The 21,478-nt window shown below is 55.2% G+C and carries 20 protein-coding genes; 6 read left to right on the top strand and 14 right to left on the bottom strand.

Annotation, left to right across the window (positions count from 1 at the left end; all coding sequences use genetic code 11):
• Positions 1-15: 15 nt before the first annotated feature.
• The 3 genes from L2W48_RS07770 to L2W48_RS13100 all read left to right on the top strand — a co-directional run bounded on the left by L2W48_RS07770 (position 16) and on the right by L2W48_RS13100 (position 2,950).
• Positions 16-1,248: a sensor domain-containing diguanylate cyclase gene (locus L2W48_RS07770; RefSeq protein ID WP_236099291.1), complete on the top strand. Its 1,233-nt coding sequence runs from the start codon at positions 16-18 to the stop codon at positions 1,246-1,248.
• 102 nt (positions 1,249-1,350) lie between these two features.
• Positions 1,351-1,476 (top strand): hypothetical protein, encoded by a 126-nt coding sequence (locus tag L2W48_RS13025; RefSeq protein ID WP_268906587.1) that lies wholly within the window; start codon positions 1,351-1,353, stop codon positions 1,474-1,476.
• Positions 1,466-2,950, top strand: coding sequence for a sensor domain-containing diguanylate cyclase (locus L2W48_RS13100; RefSeq protein ID WP_236099292.1), 1,485 nt, complete (start codon positions 1,466-1,468; stop codon positions 2,948-2,950). The genes L2W48_RS13025 and L2W48_RS13100 overlap by 11 nt, the downstream gene beginning before the upstream one ends.
• 7 nt (positions 2,951-2,957) lie before the next feature.
• Here the strand turns inward: L2W48_RS13100 and L2W48_RS07760 are convergent, their stop codons facing one another.
• The 10 genes from L2W48_RS07760 to L2W48_RS07715 all read right to left on the bottom strand — a co-directional run bounded on the left by L2W48_RS07760 (position 2,958) and on the right by L2W48_RS07715 (position 12,786).
• Complete coding sequence (locus tag L2W48_RS07760; RefSeq protein WP_236099293.1) at positions 2,958-3,707, bottom strand: sulfite exporter TauE/SafE family protein; 750 nt, start codon at positions 3,705-3,707, stop codon at positions 2,958-2,960.
• A 76-nt stretch (positions 3,708-3,783) separates the two neighbouring features.
• Entirely contained in the window at positions 3,784-4,623 is an 840-nt protein-coding gene (locus L2W48_RS07755) for a uroporphyrinogen decarboxylase family protein (RefSeq protein ID WP_236099294.1), read from the bottom strand.
• On the bottom strand, positions 4,620-6,389 hold the full coding sequence (locus L2W48_RS07750; RefSeq protein ID WP_236099295.1) for an ASKHA domain-containing protein: 1,770 nt from the start codon (positions 6,387-6,389) through the stop codon (positions 4,620-4,622). Before L2W48_RS07750 ends, L2W48_RS07755 begins: the two co-directional genes overlap by 4 nt.
• Positions 6,386-7,405, bottom strand: a complete 1,020-nt coding sequence (locus L2W48_RS07745) for a uroporphyrinogen decarboxylase family protein (RefSeq protein ID WP_236116525.1) — start codon at positions 7,403-7,405, stop codon at positions 6,386-6,388. Before L2W48_RS07745 ends, L2W48_RS07750 begins: the two co-directional genes overlap by 4 nt.
• Before the next feature lies 1 nt (position 7,406).
• A complete protein-coding gene (locus tag L2W48_RS07740; RefSeq protein WP_236099297.1) occupies positions 7,407-8,501 on the bottom strand; it encodes a uroporphyrinogen decarboxylase family protein in 1,095 nt (364 codons plus the stop codon).
• A complete protein-coding gene (locus L2W48_RS07735; RefSeq protein WP_236099298.1) occupies positions 8,488-9,162 on the bottom strand; it encodes a corrinoid protein in 675 nt (224 codons plus the stop codon). The genes L2W48_RS07740 and L2W48_RS07735 overlap by 14 nt, the downstream gene beginning before the upstream one ends.
• 97 nt (positions 9,163-9,259) lie before the next feature.
• A complete protein-coding gene (locus tag L2W48_RS07730; protein ID WP_236099299.1) occupies positions 9,260-10,084 on the bottom strand; it encodes a substrate-binding domain-containing protein in 825 nt (274 codons plus the stop codon).
• 3 nt (positions 10,085-10,087) lie between these two features.
• On the bottom strand, positions 10,088-11,104 hold the full coding sequence (locus tag L2W48_RS07725; protein WP_236099300.1) for a sugar ABC transporter substrate-binding protein: 1,017 nt from the start codon (positions 11,102-11,104) through the stop codon (positions 10,088-10,090).
• A gap of 21 nt (positions 11,105-11,125) precedes the next feature.
• On the bottom strand, positions 11,126-12,052 hold the full coding sequence (locus L2W48_RS07720) for an ABC transporter permease (protein ID WP_236099301.1): 927 nt from the start codon (positions 12,050-12,052) through the stop codon (positions 11,126-11,128).
• Positions 12,049-12,786: an ATP-binding cassette domain-containing protein gene (locus L2W48_RS07715; RefSeq protein ID WP_236099302.1), complete on the bottom strand. Its 738-nt coding sequence runs from the start codon at positions 12,784-12,786 to the stop codon at positions 12,049-12,051. Before L2W48_RS07715 ends, L2W48_RS07720 begins: the two co-directional genes overlap by 4 nt.
• A gap of 130 nt (positions 12,787-12,916) precedes the next feature.
• Between L2W48_RS07715 and L2W48_RS07710 the strand changes: the two genes are divergently transcribed.
• Both L2W48_RS07710 and L2W48_RS07705 read left to right on the top strand, forming a co-directional pair.
• Positions 12,917-13,726: a helix-turn-helix domain-containing protein gene (locus tag L2W48_RS07710; protein WP_236099303.1), complete on the top strand. Its 810-nt coding sequence runs from the start codon at positions 12,917-12,919 to the stop codon at positions 13,724-13,726.
• Between the two features lie 41 nt (positions 13,727-13,767).
• Positions 13,768-14,184 carry a DUF2000 domain-containing protein gene (locus L2W48_RS07705; RefSeq protein WP_236099304.1) on the top strand — a complete coding sequence of 139 codons (417 nt, stop codon included), beginning with the start codon at positions 13,768-13,770 and terminating at the stop codon, positions 14,182-14,184.
• A gap of 57 nt (positions 14,185-14,241) precedes the next feature.
• On the opposite strand, the gene L2W48_RS07700 is transcribed toward L2W48_RS07705, so the two are convergent.
• Positions 14,242-15,030: an SDR family oxidoreductase gene (locus tag L2W48_RS07700; protein WP_236099305.1), complete on the bottom strand. Its 789-nt coding sequence runs from the start codon at positions 15,028-15,030 to the stop codon at positions 14,242-14,244.
• 176 nt (positions 15,031-15,206) lie between these two features.
• Between L2W48_RS07700 and L2W48_RS07695 the strand changes: the two genes are divergently transcribed.
• Positions 15,207-16,529, top strand: coding sequence for a hypothetical protein (locus L2W48_RS07695; RefSeq protein ID WP_236099306.1), 1,323 nt, complete (start codon positions 15,207-15,209; stop codon positions 16,527-16,529).
• Positions 16,530-16,921: 392 nt separating this feature from the next.
• Here L2W48_RS07695 and L2W48_RS07690 read toward each other — a convergent pair whose 3' ends face one another.
• From L2W48_RS07690 to L2W48_RS07680, 3 genes are all read right to left on the bottom strand, one after another.
• Positions 16,922-18,226 (bottom strand): alpha/beta hydrolase family protein, encoded by a 1,305-nt coding sequence (locus tag L2W48_RS07690; protein WP_236099307.1) that lies wholly within the window; start codon positions 18,224-18,226, stop codon positions 16,922-16,924.
• A gap of 85 nt (positions 18,227-18,311) precedes the next feature.
• Complete coding sequence (locus L2W48_RS07685; protein WP_236099308.1) at positions 18,312-19,634, bottom strand: hypothetical protein; 1,323 nt, start codon at positions 19,632-19,634, stop codon at positions 18,312-18,314.
• Positions 19,635-19,923: 289 nt separating this feature from the next.
• Positions 19,924-21,477, bottom strand: a complete 1,554-nt coding sequence (locus tag L2W48_RS07680; RefSeq protein ID WP_236099309.1) for a 2-isopropylmalate synthase — start codon at positions 21,475-21,477, stop codon at positions 19,924-19,926.
• Position 21,478: the final 1 nt, after the last annotated feature.

Genomic DNA, 21,478 nt, shown 5'->3' with positions numbered 1-21,478 from the left:
AAAGCCGTGACTTCGATGAACAACGAATTCCTGTCCGACTGGGGAAAGGCCTTCTGCAAGACAGTTAGCTCCGTATTCTTTATCGATACAGACGGGATTGTCATAGCCAGGGCTCCCGATGAATATCGTTTCGGAGATTCCGTGAGCTCTGAGCCGTTTTTCGACGAGGTCCTAAAAAAAGGGTCATACTCCGGAATAACGACAGTGGACGGACGAGACAGCTTTCTCTCCTGTAGTCCCATACGTAAATACGACGATCTAGTCGTGGGTTTTGTGGCGGTATCTCAAACGATAACCCCTTTCCTTTTGGAGAGCCTCTTACCGGTCGGGCATATGACTCTGACTTTTCAAGGAAGACGGGGCTTTTCTGAAAGACTGAGGGCGAACTCTCCTTCTGGAAGATATCGATCTATAATCGTCGACGATGGTCTGTTTGACCTCTATTTTCTCTCTGATGAAAGCGAGAGGGAGCTTATAAAGCTTCAGAGGAATATCATCATAACTTTTGCGATCGTAACGATCTCTACGATGATTTTTTTGATCTTTTTTCTTCGTAGACGATTTGAGCCTTATTCCAAGTTAGTGCAGGGATTGGTCGATTATTCGGATAAAAGGATCGATCTGGACGGTCTTCTCGATGTGACCTCCGGTGCCGCTTCCAACGGAGTAGAGGAGATCAGGCACATAGCTGAAGCCCTGACCGATATGATAAAGGTTTTGAAGAACAGGGTGGATGATATCCAAAGCTACAGTGGACAGCTCGAATATCTGGCGAATTGCGACTCTTTGACGGGGCTTTGGAACCGTAGAAAGATGGATCAGGTCTTGATGACCGAGACGGAAAACTCCAGAGTTAACGGCACACCCCTGTCGGTGATTATGCTGGACGTGGATTATTTTAAGGAAGTAAACGACACTTACGGTCACGAAATGGGAGATGCCGTCCTGAACTCCATTTCCATACTGATGAAAAGCTGTCTCCGAAAGTGTGATTCGGCGGGGAGATGGGGCGGAGAGGAGTTTCTAGCCGTTCTCCCCGGAGTCGATTCTCAGAGGGCATGGGAATATGCCGATAAGATGAGGTCGACGATGGAGAACCATACTTTTAGAGACGGAATGAAAATAACCTCAAGCTTCGGAGTAACTCTGTATCGTCCGGGTGAGCCGATCAACGAGTTTGTGGCCAGAGCTGACGATGCCCTTTATGATGCTAAAAGAAAGGGAAGAGACAGAGTAGAGGCTCGTTGATCTTCCCTATTTATCGATCAGGCTGATTACGGATGCTTTTCTCAGAAGCCCTTTAAGGTGTTAAAATGATGGAAAAGTTTGTCATCTTAAGGGGGCGTGGACGTGAAGACAATAGGTACTTCCTTTATCTCTACCGACGTCCATGAGGCGGAATGTTTCCTAGGGGTATCCCCGTCGAACGATCCCTTCTACGATTCGGTGAGGGAGGTGGCGAACCGTGACCTCTAGGAGAAGGTCCTCTCTTAGAAACGGTATCTTGACCATCGTCATGGCCTCCTTCGCCGTCTTAAGCCTGATCTACGGCGTTTTGCTGGAGTTGGTGATAGATGACTATAGAGAATCTAGAATTGCTGATCATGACAGATATACTGCCATAGTTCGCAGGAATCTGACCTATGAACTAGATCATCTTATGGAGTTATCCACCAACCTGTCCCGTCCCAAAGATATCGTGGAGTCCATCGAGGAATCGGATAGCGAGGTGCTGTCAGACTGGGGCAAGGCTTTCACTAAGACCGTCAGTTCCGTGGTCTTCACCGACCTGGACGGGGTCGTCATCGCCAGGGCTCCCGACGAGTTCAGATTTGCCGATTCGCTTTACTCTGATATCTACTTCGAGGAGGCAGGGAAGAAGGGATTCTTCTTAGGAATAGCTCCGGTGGACGGAAGGGATAGCTTCGTCGCCTGTCGTCCCGTGCTCAAGTACGACGACGTCCCGGTAGGCTATCTGATCGTGTCCAAAACCATAACCTCCTCATTTCTGGAAGCGCTGCTCCCGCAGGACAACATGAAACTGACCTTCTCCGAAGATATGGGTGCCGATCTATCCCGGGAAGATAGCTCTTCCCGGGAGGCCCATCGTATTATAGAGGTCGGAGGGGGTTTCTTCTCCCTCGACTTTTTGCCCAGTCCCGAATACAGGGAACTGCTTAGGCTTCAGAACAGCCTGATACTCGCCTTTCTGGCAGTGACCGGAGGATCCGTCTTTTTCCTGCTGTACTTTCTGAAAAAGAGATTCGAGCCCTATACCAGGATGGTAGAGGCCTTGGTGGATTATTCGGAGAGAAAGACCGACCTGGATGGGTTGCTGGACGTGGTGTCCGAGATATCCTCGGGGGCGTACTATGAGATCTCCTACATATGTGAGGCGCTGAAGGACATGATACTGGTGCTGAAGGATAAGATGGAAAACATCCAGTCCTACAGCGACAGATTGGAATATCTGGCCAACAGGGACTCCCTTACGGGGCTCTGGAACCGCCGGAAGATGGACCAGATTCTTCTTTCAGAGACGGAGAGGTCCAGCCGTTATGGGGCCTCCCTTTCCGTCGTGATGGTGGATATAGACCACTTTAAAAGCGTCAACGACAACTTCGGACATGAGGTGGGGGATACTGTGTTGAGCTCTATCGCGGCTCTGATGAAGGACTGCACCCGTGCAGGCGATTCGGTCGGAAGGTGGGGTGGAGAGGAGTTTTTGGTGGTTCTGCCTGAGACCGACGTCAAGGGCGCCCTGGAGTACGCTGAGAGGATGAGGCGTGCCGTGGAGTGCAACGTATTTGAAGAGAATGTAAGGGTAACCTCCAGTTTCGGGGTTACCCAGTACAGGATCGGCGAGCCGGTAAACGAGTTTGTCGCCAGGGCGGACGAGGCACTCTACGACGCCAAGGAAAACGGCAGAAACAGAGTCGAAATGCGCTGAAGTCGCTTCAGTTCAGTATTAGACGTATCGCCGCGACGAAAGTCAGTACCGTCACGACCGTTATGAAGAGATTCTGCTTTATTCTTCCCACCAACTTCAGCCCCGACCAGACCCCTAGAGCGACGAAAGGCGCGGCGATAAGATCAGCCTTAAGGGTGTTCGGGTTTACGATCCCGATGGACCAGTAGAACGGGACTTTCAAGACGTTGGCCACCAGAAAGAACCAGACGCTTGCGGCGATGAAACGTCGTTTAGGCAAACCGGACATTATCATGTGGAGCGATATGATCGGTCCCGCCACGTTGGCCAGGGCCGTCGCCGTTCCGGCGGCGAGCCCGAAAATAAACCTTAGGGAGGGTCTCATCCCCTCGGAGGTGGATCCCTCCTTTTTCCGTCGTGACGACAGAATCCTCAGCCCCAGCATGGACAGAACCACCCAGCCTATGACGGATCGAAACAGCTCCCCGTCTATCCTCTCCATCAAAAGGCATCCCAGGCCGATTCCTACGACCGCCCCAGCCAGAAGGGTGAGGATCAGTCTCCTTTCCTTGGCGGCCTCGAACCTGTAGCTCGGGGCGGAGACGATATCCGCCGCTATCAGAATGGGCAGAGACAGCCCGACCGACAGTTTGGCCGGGAAGGCCGATGCCATGAGCGGGACCATGAGGATGGCCGTCCCGGGCAGAGCCGACTTGGAAAGCCCCGCTATAAGTCCCGACAGGGCAAGCGCCAATATCTGAAAGCTGTCTAAATGCAAAGGACGCACCTCCTGTTTAACTAACGTCCTTAAAGTATAAAGCAGAAATGCCGTTAGGTGCGCCCCGGAGATTTTTTTAGTCCGTCACGTCTATGGTCCGTATCCTACAGGCGTCGGCGGGAGTCTGTGCCACGCAGCCCCCTCCGAACCACCGGATCCCCCGAGCTCTGAGGGTCTCGAGGTGATCTCCGTATCTTCCCGATCCCATCTCCACGGTATGTCCCGATATGGCCCCTATATCCTCCATGGACGACGAGAGCCGTCCGCACAGAAACCCGCTCCACGGTCCGTCCAATCGGTCCATATCCCTCAACAGCCTGGTCAGAGCGGGGGAGACCAGCTTTTCGAACCGTTTCGGGCCTAGAAGGTCGGGGGTGGCAGAGGGCTCCGCCAGGGAGATTATCGAGACATCCCGTCTCGCCGCCTCCTTTGCACAGGCGAGAGAGTAGGCCGAGATCCTCTCCAGAACGGTCTCTATTCTGCCGGGGTCTTTTCTGGCGGTTCGGAACAGGGCCTTTGGATCCAGCAGCCCCATCAGGGTGGAGAAGGGCCCGGAAACCTTCAATATTACGGGGAATCCCTTTCCCCTCAGAATGGACACCGCCTTCATGACCTCACCCATCCTGCCGGAGTCAGGCGACGGGATCTCCTTCGGGATCATGTCGGGGTCGTCCCATGGACACTTGGGTATGAGGGGGGTGGTCCTGTGGTCCCCCATCCTGACCTGCGCCCCGAAGGCCTCGGCCTCCACGGTGGAACAGAAAGGCACGGAACAGTAGACGTCCCCTTCTTCCCGCATCAGTTCCTCCGCCACCTGGGCCATGAGCTCCCCGTTGCGGTGTACCTGGGGGAAGGAATAACGAGCGCCTATGGCGTCCGGCATGGCCCCGTTCTTCGACACAGGGCAGCCCTTCATCTCGACACCTCGAACTGGAGACATCTGGAGAAGAGGCGGTCGTAACTCTCCAGCACGGACAGCTCGACGTAGTCCACCATGTCGGAAAGCCTCTCTGCGTCGTCTCTGGCTTTCCTGGAAAGCAGGCACATGGCGGCTCCGGCTCCGGAGGTGTTGCCGCAATAGGTTATTCGTTCCTTTAGCTCCATCGGAATGAGCCCCGACCCCGTCAGGCTGTCGACGCTCAGATGACGTCCGAACTGTCCAGCCACCAGTACCTGATCTATGTCGGCCATGGTCAGGTCGTTGGCCTCCAGAAGGGATATGAACCCGGAGAGAATGGCCCCTCTAGCCAGCTGAACCTGTCTCAGGTCGCCCTGGGTCACGGTGAGCCTAGGATCCCTCTCTCTCAGGACCAACGCCCTTTTCCCGTTTTCCTCTGCGATCATGGGCCCCGGTTTCAGTCTCCCCGTCTTACCCACCATCTCGAGACGGACCACCTCGGATAACACGTCCAGTATGGCGCTGCCGCATAGCCCTCGGGGCGTTCCTCCGCCTATGACTCCCAGTTCGGCGAAGGATTCGTTCAGGCGAACCGACTCCACCGCTCCGTCCGATGCCCTCATGCCGCAGCTTATGTTCATCCCTTCCAGAGCGGGCCCGGCGGCGCAAGAACAGGCGCTGAGCCTGCCCCGGTCGGACAGGACGATCTCACCGTTCGTGCCTATGTCTATGAAGAGTCTGATGCCCCGGTCTTCCATAAGCTCGGTAGCCACCATTCCCGCCACTATATCGGAACCAATGTAGGCCGAGACTCCGGGCAGGACGTAGGCTCTGGCTCCCGGAGCCAGTTCTACCCCCAGGTCTACCGAGGGTACGGTCATCCCCCTTCGAAGAACAGGGCTGAAAGGAGCCCTGCCCAGTGACCAGGGATGGACCCCCAGCAGCAGAGAGGTCATGGTGGCGTTGCTGCCGATCGCCATCTCGTATATTCTTTTTCTGGAGGTCCCTTTATCGGAACAGACTTTGTCCACGAGGCGGTCCAGGCAGGAGATTATGGCGTCATGGAGGTCCTCCAGACCAGTAGGAAAGGTCTCGCATCTCTCTATTCGGGAGATCACGTCCAGGCCGAAGTCCTTTTGGGGGTTTATCTCGCTGGCGGATCCGACGGTCTCCCCGGTCTTCAAGGATATCAACGACACGACCACCGTCGTGGTACCTACATCCACCGCCAGTCCGTAAAGCTCGGGGTCTCTCTCCGGTATCAGGTCTATCAGGCTGTCTTTGTGGAAGACCGCGGTTACTTCCTTCGATCTGAACGCCTGGGGAATCCTCCTGACCAGAGATGCGTCCGGTTTAAGCGGCCCTGCGACCGATTCGAGATGGTCCAGAAGGGACATTCCGTCTCTTATCTCCGGTCTCGGTATCGAGATAGGCACGGAGCCTATGGCGGGGCATATCTCGAAATCCGGGCGGTTCCCGTCCGTGAGGATGGCCGAACCCTTTTCCTCCTGATCGGACAGGGACACAGCGACGTCGCCGACCGGGCGGCACAGGCAGGACAGTCGGACTCCCTCTGCGATGTCCTCCGACGAGAGAAAGGCCTTCTCCTCGTCCGTCACGGGGCCTCCGTCTCCTTTCAGGCTGACCCGGCATTTTCCGCAGATTCCCTTGCCTCCGCAGGGAGCCTCTGTCTTGACTCCGCCTTCTCGCAATATCTCCAACAGGGTAGGCCCCGGAGAGAACTCCAGGACCTTGCCTCCATCGATGGTAATTCTCGACGTCATGAAGACTTCCTTTCCTTTGCGCTATCCACCAGAGTCCGTACCTGGCTAAGTGCCGTCCCCGCTCCAATGCCGCAGGCGGGGGCCAGAATATCGATTCCCTGGTCCATGCACACCTTCGCCATCCGTTTCAGATGTTCTGGAGAGGCCGTCTCTATGGCAAGGGTGCTCACGTTTCCCATAAGGGATTTAGTGCTCAACCTGAGGGCCAATTCTTTGGCGGAGGTTATGGAATCGAAACTGATGCAGTCGCTCCTTATGTCGTCCAGAAGATGGGCCACCCCACCTAGACGTCCGCATATGTGTACTATGGTGCCCTTCACGGAGGGGGAGAGTCGGTCCAGTATGCCGTTGAGGGCGGGGATCGCCCATCTTTCGAATGCCTTGGGTCCCAGGATCTCTCCAGTTCCGCTTGGGTCCGATATGGTGAGGACGTCCGCTCCTGCCTCGACCTGGGCCCTTCCGAATCGAACGAGCTGTTCCACCACGAAATCCATCAGAGTCTGGACTTTCTCCGGGCTCTTTTTCATGTCCTTATAGAAAAGCGAGGGATCCACGAGCGATGTGGCGAGGCTTATCGGACCGGTTAGGTTGGCTATTACCGGTATGTCGCCGTTTCTTTTTTTCAGGAGGGAAATCGCCCGACATACCTGGGTCGTACGTCCGGAGGATAGGTCCATCTCCTTCAGGCTAGCCATGTCGTCGGAGTTCGACATGACGTATCCGGTGACCCTCGGTTCGTGGATCCTGTCTCCCATCGATACGGGCGCTCCCATGGCTTCGGCCTCGACTGTCATGCAGAATGGAACCCCGTAGTTCTCGAACCCTCCGTTCTCCGGCTGTCCCGCCGCCAGCTCGGCCATGGCCTCTCCGTCGAGATGGGCCTCGGGCCAGGTCCTGTTCGTCAGGTCCATAACGTTCTCTACGATCATGTTCATCATCCCGCCTGGACATATGCAGGGAGGGCGGTCCACCGGCTCCCTCTTTAGAGCATCGATCAACCTTTTCAGCTCCGTCATCTCAGTCGTCATACCTGTCGATCGCCAGAGCCTTCTCCAGCTTTTCCTCGGTTATGGGCCATCCGAGCTCTCTGGTTGCGTCCATCATGGCGTCGATATTCCTTATCGGCGTCTCCACCGGAAGGCCGCATCCGGACATGAGGGCGAATCCCTTGGGCGATCGATAGGCGTCTCGAATGTCGGACAGGCAGGCCTTTCGAACCTCTTCCCTGGTTCCGGCGAACATAACCGACGAGGGGTCCACCTTGCCCATTATCTTCATCCTGTCTCCCACCTTGGATACGCAACCTGGCAGGGGAACCACGTTGTCTATGCTGAGGGCGTTCAGCCCCATGTCGGCCAGATCCTCCCAGATTCCATCGGTCTTGCCGCAGATGTGCATCGATGTGCCCATGCCCTTGTCCTTGATGTGGTTCAGCAGTTTTTCTACCGCCGGGGCGGCGTAGCGCCTGAAGTGTTTGGGGCTGACGACTGTGCAGGATGAGAGGGGTTCTGCTATGGATATGCCCATGCCCCTGGAGGCGGCGGCGTCCACGTAGCGCAGTGTGCTTTCCAGCGAGACCTGACATAGCCTGTCCACCGACTGAGGATCTCGCACCATCAGCCTCGTCATTTTCTCTACGCCTATCAGAAAGAAGGCGGTGGTGAAGGGGCCGACCACCAAGGCGGTGCAGGGTACCTCGGAGCTTATCTCGTCCACCACCATCTCCATCGCCTTCAGGTGGACCGGAATTCTACAGGCCTTCTCCGGATCTATTGGCTCCAGCTCGTCTATCCTGGAGACGTCGTCTATGGCGGGCTCCAATAGGTCCGCCGTGTCGTCGTCGGGGAACTTGATCTTGGCTCCCATCGCCTCGGCTACGGTGAAGAGATCGGTGAATACCTTGGCTCCGTCGCCTCCGAATCTCCTGTGGGTGGCGATGACGGCGTCGGCCAGGGCTCTCGGGTCGTGGTTGAACTCGGATATTCTGCATCCCGATATGCGGGCGATCCCGTTGGAGAGGTTGGGGTTGCACTGTAACCGGTCCACCGGCTGTCCCGTCGACATAGCCTTGGCACGTTCCAGCGGGGTCATTAAATCCTTAAACTGCGGCATGGGACATCGTCTCCAGCTTCGTCGTCACCAGCTCCCTGGCCAGTCTGGCTCCGGCGGATGCCTCCGGCTCGTAGCCGTCGGCACCTATCTTCTGGGCGAAGCTCCTGGAGATAGGGCCTCCTCCTACCATGACGATAGTCTTATCCCTTATGCCCTCCGCCTTGAGCAGGTCTATGACAATCGGCATGTTGGGCATGGTGGTTGTCATCAAGGTGGACATCCCTACCAGATGAGCTCCCACCTCCATGGCTTTGTCGACGAACTCCTTGGGGGGAACGTCCCTTCCCAGGTCGTAGACCTCGAATCCTACGGTCTCCAGCATCACCTTGAAAAGATTCTTCCCTATGTCGTGGGTGTCGCCCTCGACCACCCCGACCACCGCCTTGTAGGTCTCGGACGAATCGTCCCTGCGAAGGTGGGGTTTAAGCACGTCCAGACCGGCGTACATGGCGTCGGAGCACAGCAGCAGTTCCGGTATGTAGTACTCCTCCTCTTCGTACAGCCTTCCCGCCTCGTCCATACCTACGGAAAGTCCCGAGGAGATGCCGTCGTAGGCGTCGAATCCCGCTTCGACGTAACTTTTGGATAGCTCCGCCGACGTCTCCTCGTCCATGTCGACCACCGATCTGGCCAGTTCTTTAAGCATATTTTCTTTCTCCATCTTGTAGTCCCTCCCCTTGTAACTATTAAGCATAAAAATTATGCCCAATAGCAGTATACACGTGGAGGATTTACGCGACAAGATCGAAACATTTATGCTATCGAGTTTTCAATATATTGTTCGCAAGAGTTCCCGTGGGGACAAGTTTATCTCTCATAAATAAACCGATCGATTTCAGTATTTCATCTACCAGCTCTGCCGGATCGAGCCCTACGGAAGCGGTCAGAGATCCCTCCTCTATGGCGGAAAGGGCCTCCGGTATGAGGTCTACGCCGCCTATGGGAATTTCGACGCCCTTTTCGGCGGCGGTCTCTATGGCCCCCAGGGCCATAAGGTCGTTGGCGCAGAAGATGGCCCCGGGTTTTAGGGGAATCAGCTTTTCCATCGCCCTTCTGCCGCCCTCTCTGGTGAAGTCGCTCCATTCCACGTCGAGGACCGTTAGGCCTCTTTGCCTTGCCGCCTTTACGGCCCCCTCGATCCTCATCCTGCCCTGCCTGGTGTCGATGGGGCCGCCGATGCAGCCCAGAGGACCGTCGCAGTTTCCCAGTATGGCCTCCGTGCACATTCGGCCCTGTTCCTCGAAGTCGGCCGCCTGTAACGGTATATAACCGGATATGCCGGCTACCATCTCTTGGTCGCACTTGGGGCCTACGTCGAAGACGGGAAATTTTCTGGACGATGACTCAAGCGGGGGCAGGAGGTTTTCCGCCGTCAGGGGGTTTATTATCATGCCGTCGTAGTCCGCCGACAGGTATCTGCCCATGAGTTCGGCCTGACATAGACCGTCTCTCGGATCCTCGGGAAAGAGAAAGTCTCCATAAAAACCATGTACCGGGAGGGATTCCCGGTACATGCGTATAGTCTCCAACCAGAACGGGTTGTCCTGATCACAGAAAAGAATAGCTATTTTGCGGAGTTTCATCGATCATTTCCACCCCTGGAACTGCCCGATGTTCTCTCCGTTCACCAGGGTTATCGGAACGGACAGTTTTTCCGGAAGGTCCTCGTCCTTCTTTATCAGCTTCAGAGTGTAGACGAGAGCTCCTCTGGTCCAGGCGGCCTGGGAGAATGTGGTCGATCCGGCCAACCTGCCGCTTTTTATGGCCTCTGCCGCCTCAGGGATGAAGTCCGTTCCGTATACCGTCACTCCCTTTATTCCCGCTACCTCGAGGGCGTCCACCGCGGCAAGAGCCATCACGTCGTTGGCGCAATATATTCCCTTGAGTTTAGGATGGGCTTTCACGAGGTTTGTCGTTATGTCGTAGGCCCTGTTTCTGTCCCAGTTGCCGGCCTCCACCGCGACCAGCTTCAGTCCGGTTTTTTCGAAGCCCTCGGTCGCTCCCTCTCTCCGGGCTTTGCTCTGTCCGGCTCCGGGGATCCCCTCTATTATGGCGACCTCCGATCCGGAGGGCAGCTTTTTACCCATGTCCTCGGCGCAGAGTCGACCCTGGTCTTTGAACGTGGCGGTTATCCATCCGTCCATTACGGCACCGGCCTGCTTCAAACCGTCTCTGCTTACCTCGGGGCCGGAACATACGACTGGGATGCCTTTTTCGTCGGCCTTGACTATGCCCGGTATAAGATTGAACGGGTCCATCGGGGTAACTATGATTCCGTCGTATTTCTTGGCCACCATGGCCTCCAGGGTGTTGAGCTGAGACTTGAGGTCCTTTTCGGTCGGAGCCGCCATAACCTCCACCGAAATCCCCATCTCCTTTGCCCACTCGCCGTAGCGTTCTTTCATGGTAACCCAATAAGGGTTGGACAGGGTTATCACCAGAACCCCTATGCGTTCCTGGCCGGTTATGTCGGGCAACGCCCCCAGCTGATCCTCGATTGTCGCTATCGATTTGGACACCATCGGGTTTGGTTCGCCTGCGAAAGAGGTTGTCGCCATGGCGCAACACAGCGCCGCCGCACATAAGAACTTCGCTACCTTCATTTTCAAATCACCCTCCGCTATCTATTGTTTCGTCCTCGTCGATCGCTCCGAAAGAACTACCGATATGAGGACGATGGCACCTACGGAAAATCCCTGATAGTAGGACGAGACTCCGAGCATGGTGAGGCCGTTCTTTACCAGCGCCAGCAGAATCCCCGCCAGAACGGTCCCTGTCAGGCTGGTTTTACCGCCCTGTATGGCCGTCCCTCCGAGCACCGCCGTGGCTATGGCGTCCATCTCCATCATCGCCCCCGCCAGAGGTTCCGCGCTGTTGAGACGCGAGGTAATAAGCACGGCAGCTATGGCGGCGCAGCATCCGCAAAGGCAGTATAGGCCGGTCTTCCAGCGCTTTACCCTGATTCCGCATCGTCTGAGGGCCTCCTCGTTGTCGCCCAGTCCGATGGTGTATATCCCGAATCGAGTGAACGAGAAGGAGAACCACAGAGCCAGAAATAACAGGGCGCAGACTATAACCGACACAGGGAGGCCTATGATCCGGCCTCTGCCTATAAACGTGAAAGACGGCGGGAAGCCGTAAACCGGCGTTCCCTGCGTGATTATCAGTGCCAGACCGGACATCAGAGACATAGAGGTCAAGGTCGCTATGAAGGGATTGATCCTCAGAAAAACGACGATACCCGCGTTCCATAGGCCCGAGATCGTCCCCGCCGCCAGGGCGGCCAGGCACACCGTGGACGTCGGTAGCCCCGCTTTCAGCGCGGGGGCTATCATCACCCCTATCAGCGCCACTGCGGAGCCTACCGAGAGGTCTATCCCTCCTGATGCGATCAAAAGGGACATCCCCAGGCCTACGACTATGTTGAGAGTGCTTTGATCCAGCACGTTCCTGATGTTGTCCCAGTTCATGAAGTAAGGCGACGACAGGGCGAAGATCAAACAGGAGATCGAGATGACTCCAGCCAATCGCAGCGGTCTAGTGCTTTTCACGAGATGGCTCCGGAGATCCATCCCGCAAGGGATAGGGGATCGAGTTCGCCGACGGGAATACAGGCTATGGTTCTTCCGTTGCGCATGATAACCACTTCGTCGGCGGTCTCCAGGACCTGTTCCATATCGTGGCTTATGTAGAGTATCGCCTGTCCGTCCTTCCGTAACTTCTTCACGGCATCGACGATGTGGGATCTTTCCACTATCCCCATGGCAGACGTCGGCTCGTCCAGTATCAAAATATCTCCTCCCTGGGCGATCGCCCGGGCCAGGGCTACCGCCTGTCTCTGCCCTCCGGAGAGATCGGAGACGGGGGTAGCGACGGACGGAAGGTCTATGGCGAATCGTTTAAGCAGCTCGATCGAACGCCTTCTCATGACCTCTCGATCGACGATGCCCCATCTCGAGGGTTCCATCCCGAGCCATATGTTCGACGCTACGTCCAACACGTCCACAAGGGCCAAATCCTGATAGACTGTGGCTATCCCCCTACGACGAGCTTCGGCCAGGGTAAGAGAAGGGGTCGCTTCGCCCCTAAGGGATATATAGCCGTAATCCGGCCGCAGCGCTCCGGTTATGCATTTGATCAGAGTGGTCTTTCCCGCTCCGTTGTTTCCCACCAACGCAGTTATCTTTCCCCTCTCGAGGGTCAGATCTCCCTCTACGAGGGCGTCTACGGGGCCGAAACTTTTCTTTAAAGAACGGACGGTCAGGACGATGTCGTTATATCGCATCTCGGCCTCCTTTGGAGATAAAAATTATAACATACGAGAATATGTCTATCGACAAAACAGCAAGATTCTACAAGAAAATCCTTTACGACGGTGGTAATTTAGACGAGAGGCTGCGAGAGGTGTTTGGGATATGGGCGAGAGCAGGGCGATAGTTTACGATTCGGAGCTGAAATTGGAGGCCTATCGTTTTCGGGGAATCCGACAGGAATTTCCGAAGCACTCCCACGAGCACTACGTTATCGGTTTCGTGGAGAGGAGCAGGCGGATGCTTTTCTGCCGTGGGGAGGAGAGTTGCGTGGTTCCGGGAGACGTACTGCTCTTGGCCCCAGGCGACAGCCACGGGTGCCGTCAGGTCGGCGAGGAGCCTCTGGACTACAGGTGCATCAACGTTAAGACCGAGGTAATGTCCGGGGCTTTGACAAATGTGTCTGAACGGACGATTCCCCTCGGTTTTCGCCATAACGTGATCTCCGATCCGGCCATTGCGGCGGAGCTGAGAGCCCTCCATGGTCTCATATCGAACGGATCCGCCGATATGTCCAGGGAGGAGCTGTTTCTGTCGTTGCTATCCCGGTTGGGGCGACTGTTCGGCAGATCGTTCCGTCCTCCTTCGTCCCTGGCGGGGTTCTCCAGACTGAGAGACGTCGTGGACTTCATGGAAGCCCATTACTCCGAACCGATAACCTTGGACACCTTGGGCAAGGTGGCGGGGTTGAGCAAGTACCATCTGGTTCGGTCCTTCTCCTCCTTGATCGGCATGCCTCCTCATCGCTACCTGGAGACGGTTCGGGTCAATCGGGCCAGGAGTTTTCTCGAGAGGGGAATGCCCCTAGCGGAGGTAGCCTGTTCCGCCGGGTTCAGCGATCAAAGCCATTTGACCAACTGTTTCAAGAAGATATTGGGAATAACGCCGAAACGTTACTTTATGTCTTTCGGGTAAATACGGTTTTTCAACGTAGACGATCATGGAGGTGTAGCCGTTTGAATGGAAAGAAGCTCGTCCTGTTGCTGAACGAAAACCTCCCTTCGGGAGTGATGGCCAACACAGCGGCCATCCTGGGCGTATCTCTGGGGCGGAGGTTCCCCGAGGCGGTGGGGGAGGACGTGACCGATGGAAGCGGCTTTTCCCACGAGGGCATAGTCAAGATCCCTGTTCCGGTCTTGAAGGGGTCGGAGGAAAAACTGAAGGAGCTTCGCGGCATGCTCTATCGGGAGGATTACGACGATCTGACCGTGGTGGACTTTTCCGACGTCGCCCGAGGTTGCAGGACCTACGGAGAGTACGTTGAAAAATCCGCCTCTACGGAGGAGAGCTGTTACGTCTATCTGGGGTTGGCCATCTGCGGCGACGCTAAGAAGGTGAACAGCCTCACCGGTGCCATGCCGTTGTTGAGGTGACCTAAAGGGGCGGGGGGGAATTCCGCCTCCGCCCCTTGCATGAAAACTTGCCCTTTGCTAGAACGCCTTGACCATCCCTCCGTCCAGGAGGATCGTCTGTCCCGTTATGTAGGTGTTGGCCTCGGAGCAGAGGAAGGCGGCCAATCGGCCGTATTCGTCCACTGTTCCATATCTTCCCAGGGGGATGGAATCGAAGGCCTTGCGTCGAACCTCTTCGACCGACAGCCCCGACCTTTCCGCCCTGATCGAGTCCAGGTGCTCTATCCTGGCGGTACCTATCCTTCCCGGACCTATGACGTTGACCAGAATGCCGTCCTTTCCGAGCTCCTGGGACAGGGATTTCGTCAGCCCCATTACCCCGGTCCTGAAGGTGTTGGACAGTATCAGGTTGTCCAGGACCGATTTTACCGAAGACGAAGTAGAGTTCACGATCCTGCCGCCTCCGTTGCCCCTCATGGACGGAAGGACCGCCCTGACGGTACGGATATAGGACAAAAGCGTAAGCTCGAAGGCTTTTTGCCAGGCTGTGTCCTCGAAGTCGTCGAAGGTACCGGCAGGAGGTCCTCCGGTGTTGTTCACCAGGGCGTAGACAGGCCCTAACTTTTCCACGGTGGCGTCCACCAGGCCCTTTATATCCTCCGCCGCGGTGATATCTCCGACGAAGAAGGACGGCCTGTTGCCGGTCTCCTTCTCTATGTCCCTTTGAGCTTCTGCCAGTTTTTCCTCCGACGGGCTGAACAGCATCACCTTGGCTCCCTCTCTGGCGAGCTCGGTGGCTATACCCTTGCCGAGACCTCCGCTGGAGGCCATCACTATGGCTGTCTTATCTCTCAGTCCAAGATCCAAAATCGATCCCTCCTTTTACGGTGTTTTATCGTGGTGCACGATAAAAACATACCATATAAGTAGGGATAAGTGAAGGGCTCTATCCCTCCAATGTTCAGAGGCATCCTGTAGGACTGGTCTTTTAGCCTATTCCGTCTATAATGAACTCGATTTTTTTTACGAAATGAGATGGTGTCATGAATTATAAAACTTCAAAAACTTCTATGGGCTGTGCCGAGGTCGATATCACCCCTAAGAACCCGGTTACCATGGTGGGATTCGACAGGTCGGATCAGACCTCCGTAGGGGTGTTGGACGGCCTGGCCGCTCAGGTGTTCCTATGGGAGAAGGACGGCGAGCGTCTTTGCCTTATCTCGGTGGACAGCATAGGGCTCACGGTGGAGATAACGACCTGGCTCAGGTCGGAGCTGTCCGAATCGTCGGGGATACCGGTCGAGAGGATAATGGTATGTTTCACCCATACCCATTCGGCTCCCGACGGCCTTTTCGAGAGAGAATACGTCGATTTTCTACTATCGAGCCTGACCGATGGAGTGTCACGAGCCGTCGCGGACCTGTGTCCCGTCCATGCCGGATGGGGAGTGGCCTACGGCGATATAGGCCTGAACCGCCGTGGAGATGCCGAATGTCTCGACAGGCGGATAGGGGTGCTTAAGGTGGTGGGCGAATCCTCCGGAGATGTAAAGGCCCTTTTGCTCAGGTGCACCGCCCACGCCAACGTACTGGTCGGGGACAATCGAAAGATCTCCTCGGACTACGTGGGCTTCGCCAGGGAGAGGCTAAAGAAACGTTACGGCTGCCCTGTGATGATCACTCAGGGGGCCTCCGGCGACGTGAGACCCCGTTTCCGTAATTCCATGGGGGAGCGGTTGGAGATATATTCCAGAGAGGCGGAGTCCCTCGGTGAGGATATTCTGAAGAGGCTTGAAGAAGAGAACGTCGAGGCTTTGGAAAAGATGGCCGACGAGATAGAGCGGGCCGTGGGTGACGTGATGTCCGGGATAGTGGTCCGTCCCGTTTCCAGGCTGAGGATGTTTTCGGAGATGAAGGATTTTAGATTCGAGATCCCCTCGAAAGTCCGTGCCGAGGATATCGCCAAAGAGGCTCTGGATATGTGCGGAATAGACGGATCCTCCTGGCTGGCGGAGGTCGCCGGGCTGAGAGAGGCCGGAATGACCGAGGGTAGGGTGAACATGGAGATCCAGTATTTTCTTCTGGACGAAGGTTGTATCTGCGGCGTTCCGGAGGAGGCCATGTGCGGGATAGCCTTGGATATAGCCGAGAGGGTGGGCAGCGAACTGGTCTTCTTCGGAGGCTATACCAACGGGTGCAGGGGATACCTGCCCACCGCGGCGGAGTTCGACAGAGGCGGTTTCGAGGTGCTGTGGTCGTACCTTCTGTTCTTCCGCTGTCACCGCAGGGTCATGCCCTTGGTGAGGGAGAGCGCCGACGAGCTGGTCTCCGCCGTGAGCGATAGACTTATGGTGGTCTATAGCTAAAAATGGTGTACCGTCTTGGCTCCAAATAGTGGTATGTCTACACATGTTCGTGTGGGAAGGTCCAATTACCTTGTATAGTAGCGATAGATACATGCTTTGTGTTGTCTTATCGATAGACGTTGACTCTTCAGGCAGACCCTATGTCCTTAGAGAGTGTCTTAGACAGCGCCGTAAGGGACAGAAGCGTGGTTGGCCTTTTTCTTTTCTTCTTCTGGAGCATGGAAAGGGACTCGCTTGGAAGGGGCAAGAGGAAGGAGTAAACGAGGATCAGGGGGCGTTGAGACGAACAGATCTCAAAATTTCAAGGTGTTTCGGGATGGTATAAGACAATTTACGCAAAAAGCAGAAAGGCATGCGACCGACGATTAGGCCTGTCGCATGCCTTTATCGCTTTAGTCGAACTGTTCGTCAAGCCAGTCCAGGGCTACTGCCCATGACAGGGGCATGTTGTCCAGCTGGCAGTGGATGTTGGCTCCGCTTTTTTCCTCGAATATGTGGAGGCTTCCCTTTTGGGCCAGTCTCTCGAACCGTTTCGCCTGGCTCAGCGGTACCGTTCCCTCTTTTTCCCCCACCATTCCCAGGGCCGGAAATTCCATGGCTTCGATACGATCCTCGTCGACATGAAATTCCTGCATGGCCTCCAGTGTGGTTTTTACGGATGGCTTGCCGTAGCGGATGCACAGGTTCAGGAGGGAAAAACGATATTTGGGAGGAAGTTCTTCCTTTGACAGTTTCAGGATTTCCTCCACCGTCAGGTCCTGTTTCTCGAACATTTCCACGAACTTGGGGCCTACTGCGGCGAAAAAGTACTCCCGAGCGTCTATTATAGGGGAATTTACTATAAGGGCTTTCAGCCTACTTTCCCCGACCGCTCCGGACAGGGCGAAATAGCCTCCGAAGCTGGCCCCGTAAAGGGCGATCTTTTCAGGGTCTATCTCAGGTCTGGACAGGGCGAAATCCACCACCGCCCTGAGAGCTGGGGAGGTGTCGGGAACGAAGGTAGACTCTTTGTCGAATCGACGTTTTCCCACCTGTCCCGGGCCCTCGAAGAGAAGGACGTTGTACCCTCTTCTGAGGGCGGCTTCTCCCACGGCGAAGTACATCTCCTCCGCCGTACCGTCGAAACCGCTTTGGGCTATCAGGGTTTTTATCGGCGTATCGTTCGAAGGAGACGATATGAAATATCCCGGAAGAGAGTCCTCTCCAAAAGGTATGTACAGTTCCTCTATTTTCCAGGGAGATAGCTTCATCCCATCGATGAAAGCTTTTCGACATTTCATTCCCCACTTTGCGGTTTCGGGAGAGGTCGGATCGCCGTAGTATTCCGCCGCGCGATAATAGGACGCTGATCTCAGAAGGCTTTCCCCTGCGCTTATTTCGTGACCCCTTTTCAGACGAGTCCTTCCGTCCGTCTCGACCCTTTCTGCGAGGGAAAGAAAGGCAGCTGACCAGGAAGCTGGGTCACCCTCCTCTATATCTTTGGCCGCCAGAAGAATCTCTCCGGGAGAACCTCCTCCTGTCGCGTCGGCTCCGAGACTTCTAAGAAGCTGAAAATCCATCTCGGTGTCTTGAAAATACGAGAGGAGAATCTCTCCCCTGGATAGTCCCTTCGGTATAGTCCCGTTTTCCGATCCCTCCGTCAGAGACGGTGCTATCGATAAGAAGAAAAGTAACAGTATCGCTAGGGCATATCTCATTGTGGTCCCTCCTTTGTCAGTTGGGTTTCAAGTAAAAACTTCCCCCGAAAAATCAGGGGAAGTTTTTACTAAACGTCAAATTTTCTTATTTCCATCCTTCAAAAGAAATACCTTTGCTTCCCTGTACCTTGAAGTAGGCGGATTCTTTGAACGATTGGAATAGCCATCCTGCGTTGACTTTAGCTATAACGTCTATCACAGGATCGGGGTTGTCCACCGAAGAGACGTTTATAACGTTTGATACCTGGGCGTTTACGTTGAGATTCATGCCCCATATTAAATAGGCGCTTTCCACGTCCAGTTGGACGTTCGGAAGATATTGTCCCCCGAAATTAGGATTGGTCGCTGCATAGGAGGCTACGCCCTTCATCTTCGCGTCTATCAGAACCCATGACTTGATCCAAGCGTCGGTGACCTTGAACTCTATGGTTCCGGTTTTGTTCGTCTTGGTGTATCCGTAGTCCAGTCCAGAGGTGTCCTTTCTCAGAACGGAGGTAAAGGCCCCGTCCGCCGAAAGCTGAGGCTTGCCGTCCTTTATGACGTCCCAGCCGAACTTCATTATTTCCAGACCCAACTTTCCTATCTCTACCGGATCGATCTTATTCTCTCCGTTTTTAGCGTTGTTGGACTTGTTTTTCAGATAGCTCAAAAACGATCCGAATGGGTCGGCCAACTCTGTTTCTTGCTCCATATACCAGTCGACATAGGAGCTGTAAAGTCCCGATTGTCCCGTGCCAAGTTCCACAAGCTTCGAACAAAAGACGGAGTAGGTCGTGAATGTCTCCTTGATATCGGTGAAATAGGTCTCCAGTTCTATACCTGTAAGATCGCAGAACGACTCTATTTCGTTGAAGACATCCTTTCCGTCCAGTTCTTCCAGTTGAGACGAATAAACCTTCACTATGTTGTCCAACTCGCCGACGGAACCGCCCGTAGCCTCAAGGAAGCGGAAGAACTGGTCCATAGGCATGTTGTACTCGGTCAAGAAGTCGAGAAACTCTCGAGCGTTAACCCCTTCATCGTCCTTCCCATCGTAAAAAGGATCCCAGGTGTTTTTGAGGAAGGTTTCCACGTCGTTTTCCGTGATAAAGGAGGTGTTGGACGATGCCTTCAGTTTCCCGGAGGTCTCGTCGAGATATTTTTCCTCCGTCACGAACAAGGCCACTGCGGGAGGCAGGCTGGCGCTTGTCTCGATATTATGAGCCTCGTACCTCGTGCTCATAAGGATGGTTTCCTCTCCGTTATCGTTAAAGGACAGAGTCCCCTCATATTCCGACCCCGGTTCGATCTCCTTGGGAGTGGCGGGAAGAGAGCTTCCGCCGCCGCATCCTCCGGTTCCGAATAGCGCCGCCGTAAGCAGTGCCACAATGCAGATTAGAATTATGTTCTGTTTTAGCTTGAACTTCAACGTAAATCCTCCTCTCATAAAGTAGGCTGTTTCATTCTTTTGTCTATTTGGGAATGTTTAGATCATAGCATGTTTACCATGCCGACGCACCTAGATTAAACTAATTTCATCGTAAAAGACGCTTAGGAGATCTATAAAAACATTAGGTGTTCGTAACGGTCTGCACGGAACATGTAGAGCGAAAATGCGCTCGGACGTGATTAAAAAAATTTCTTTTTCAGGAAGCCTGTATCTATACATGAAAAGGCGGGTCGAACCGTATATGATTCGATCCGCCTTATTTAAAAATCTAAACGGCCTGCCTCTGTCTCACTATCTCCACCCCTCTGGCGGCGGCGGTCTGATACAGTCGGTTTATGCCGTTTACGTAGGCCTTTATACTGGCCTCTATAACGTCGGTGCTGACTCCCCGTCCCTGAACCTCCATGTCGTCGTGCCGCAGGGTGACCCTGGCCTCTCCCAGTGCGTCCGATTTCTCGCTTGCCGATATTATCCTGTAGGCCGCCAGTTCCGGCTCTATTCCCACGATCCTCCTTATCGCCGCGTAGGAGGCGTCCACCGGGCCGTTGCCCGTGGCGGCGTCATGGATCTCGTCTTTGCCATCGATCAGCGATATGGCGGCGGTCGCCCTTCCTCTGCCGGAGTGGACGGCGAAATCCTTGACGGAGAACTTTCTGTCCGGGCAGATCGAGAGGATCTCGTCCACAACAAGGGCCTCCATGTCGCTTTTCGTCACCATCTCCTTCTTGTCGCAGAGTTCCTTGAAGAGGGAGAAGGCCCTCTTGAGCTCCTGGTCGGTGAGGGAGTATCCCATTGACTCGAGCTCTTTGGCGAAGGCGTGGTGACCAGAGTGCTTGCCCATGACGAGCTTGGTCTCCGGAGCCCCAACGTCCTTGGGATGCATTATCTCGTAGGTCTCTCTCTTGCAGAGGACTCCGTGCTGGTGTATCCCCGCTTCGTGGGCGAAGGCGTTGTCTCCCACTATGGCCTTGTTGGGCGGAAGATGGACCCCGGTGAGCCGGGAGACCATTCGGCTGGTGTCGTAGAGCCTGGTGGTATCTATCGCGGTGTCCACCGAGAAAACATCCCGGCGGACCTTGAGGGCCATGACTATCTCCTCCAGAGACGCGTTGCCCGCCCTCTCTCCTATGCCGTTGACGGTGCACTCCACCTGTCTGGCTCCTCGTCTTACCGCCTCCACCGAGTTCGCCACAGCCAGCCCAAGATCGTTATGGACGTGGACGGACCATATGGCCTTTTCCGATCCCTCGGTGCCCTCCATTATGCGGGAGAGGAAGTCGCCGAACTCTCCTGGGGTGGCGTAGCCCACCGTGTCCGGGACGTTTATCGTCGTGGCTCCCGCGGCTATGGCTGCGGTGAAGACCTCCATGAGAAACTCCGGGTCGGATCGACTGGCGTCCTCGGCGGAGAACTCCACGTCCTTGACCAAAGAGGCGGCCAGGGAAACCGCGTCGGTCGTCCTTTTAACGACCTCTTCGGAAGACATCTTGAGCTTGTGCTCCATGTGGATGGGACTGGTGGCTATAAAGGTGTGTATTCTGCTTCTAGATGCTTCCCTGACGGCCTCGGCGGCTCTTCTTATGTCCCCTTCGTTTGCCCTGGCCAATCCGGCTATGATCGGACCGTCTATCTCGGAGGCGATGGATCTCACCGAGTCGAAATCGCCCTGTGAAGAAGCAGGAAAGCCCGCCTCTATGACGTCCACCCCTAGGGCTGCGAGCTGTCTGGCTATCTGAAGTTTCTCCGTTCCGTTGAGGTTTATGCCCGCCGCCTGTTCTCCGTCTCTCAAGGTGGTGTCGAAGATGCGAACCGTGTCTTTCATG

Origin of the sequence: Dethiosulfovibrio russensis (genome assembly GCF_021568855.1) — a bacterium.
In the GTDB taxonomy this organism is placed as follows: Bacteria; Synergistota; Synergistia; order Synergistales; family Dethiosulfovibrionaceae; genus Dethiosulfovibrio; species Dethiosulfovibrio russensis.
This window is presented reverse-complemented; position numbering and strand designations above follow the sequence as displayed.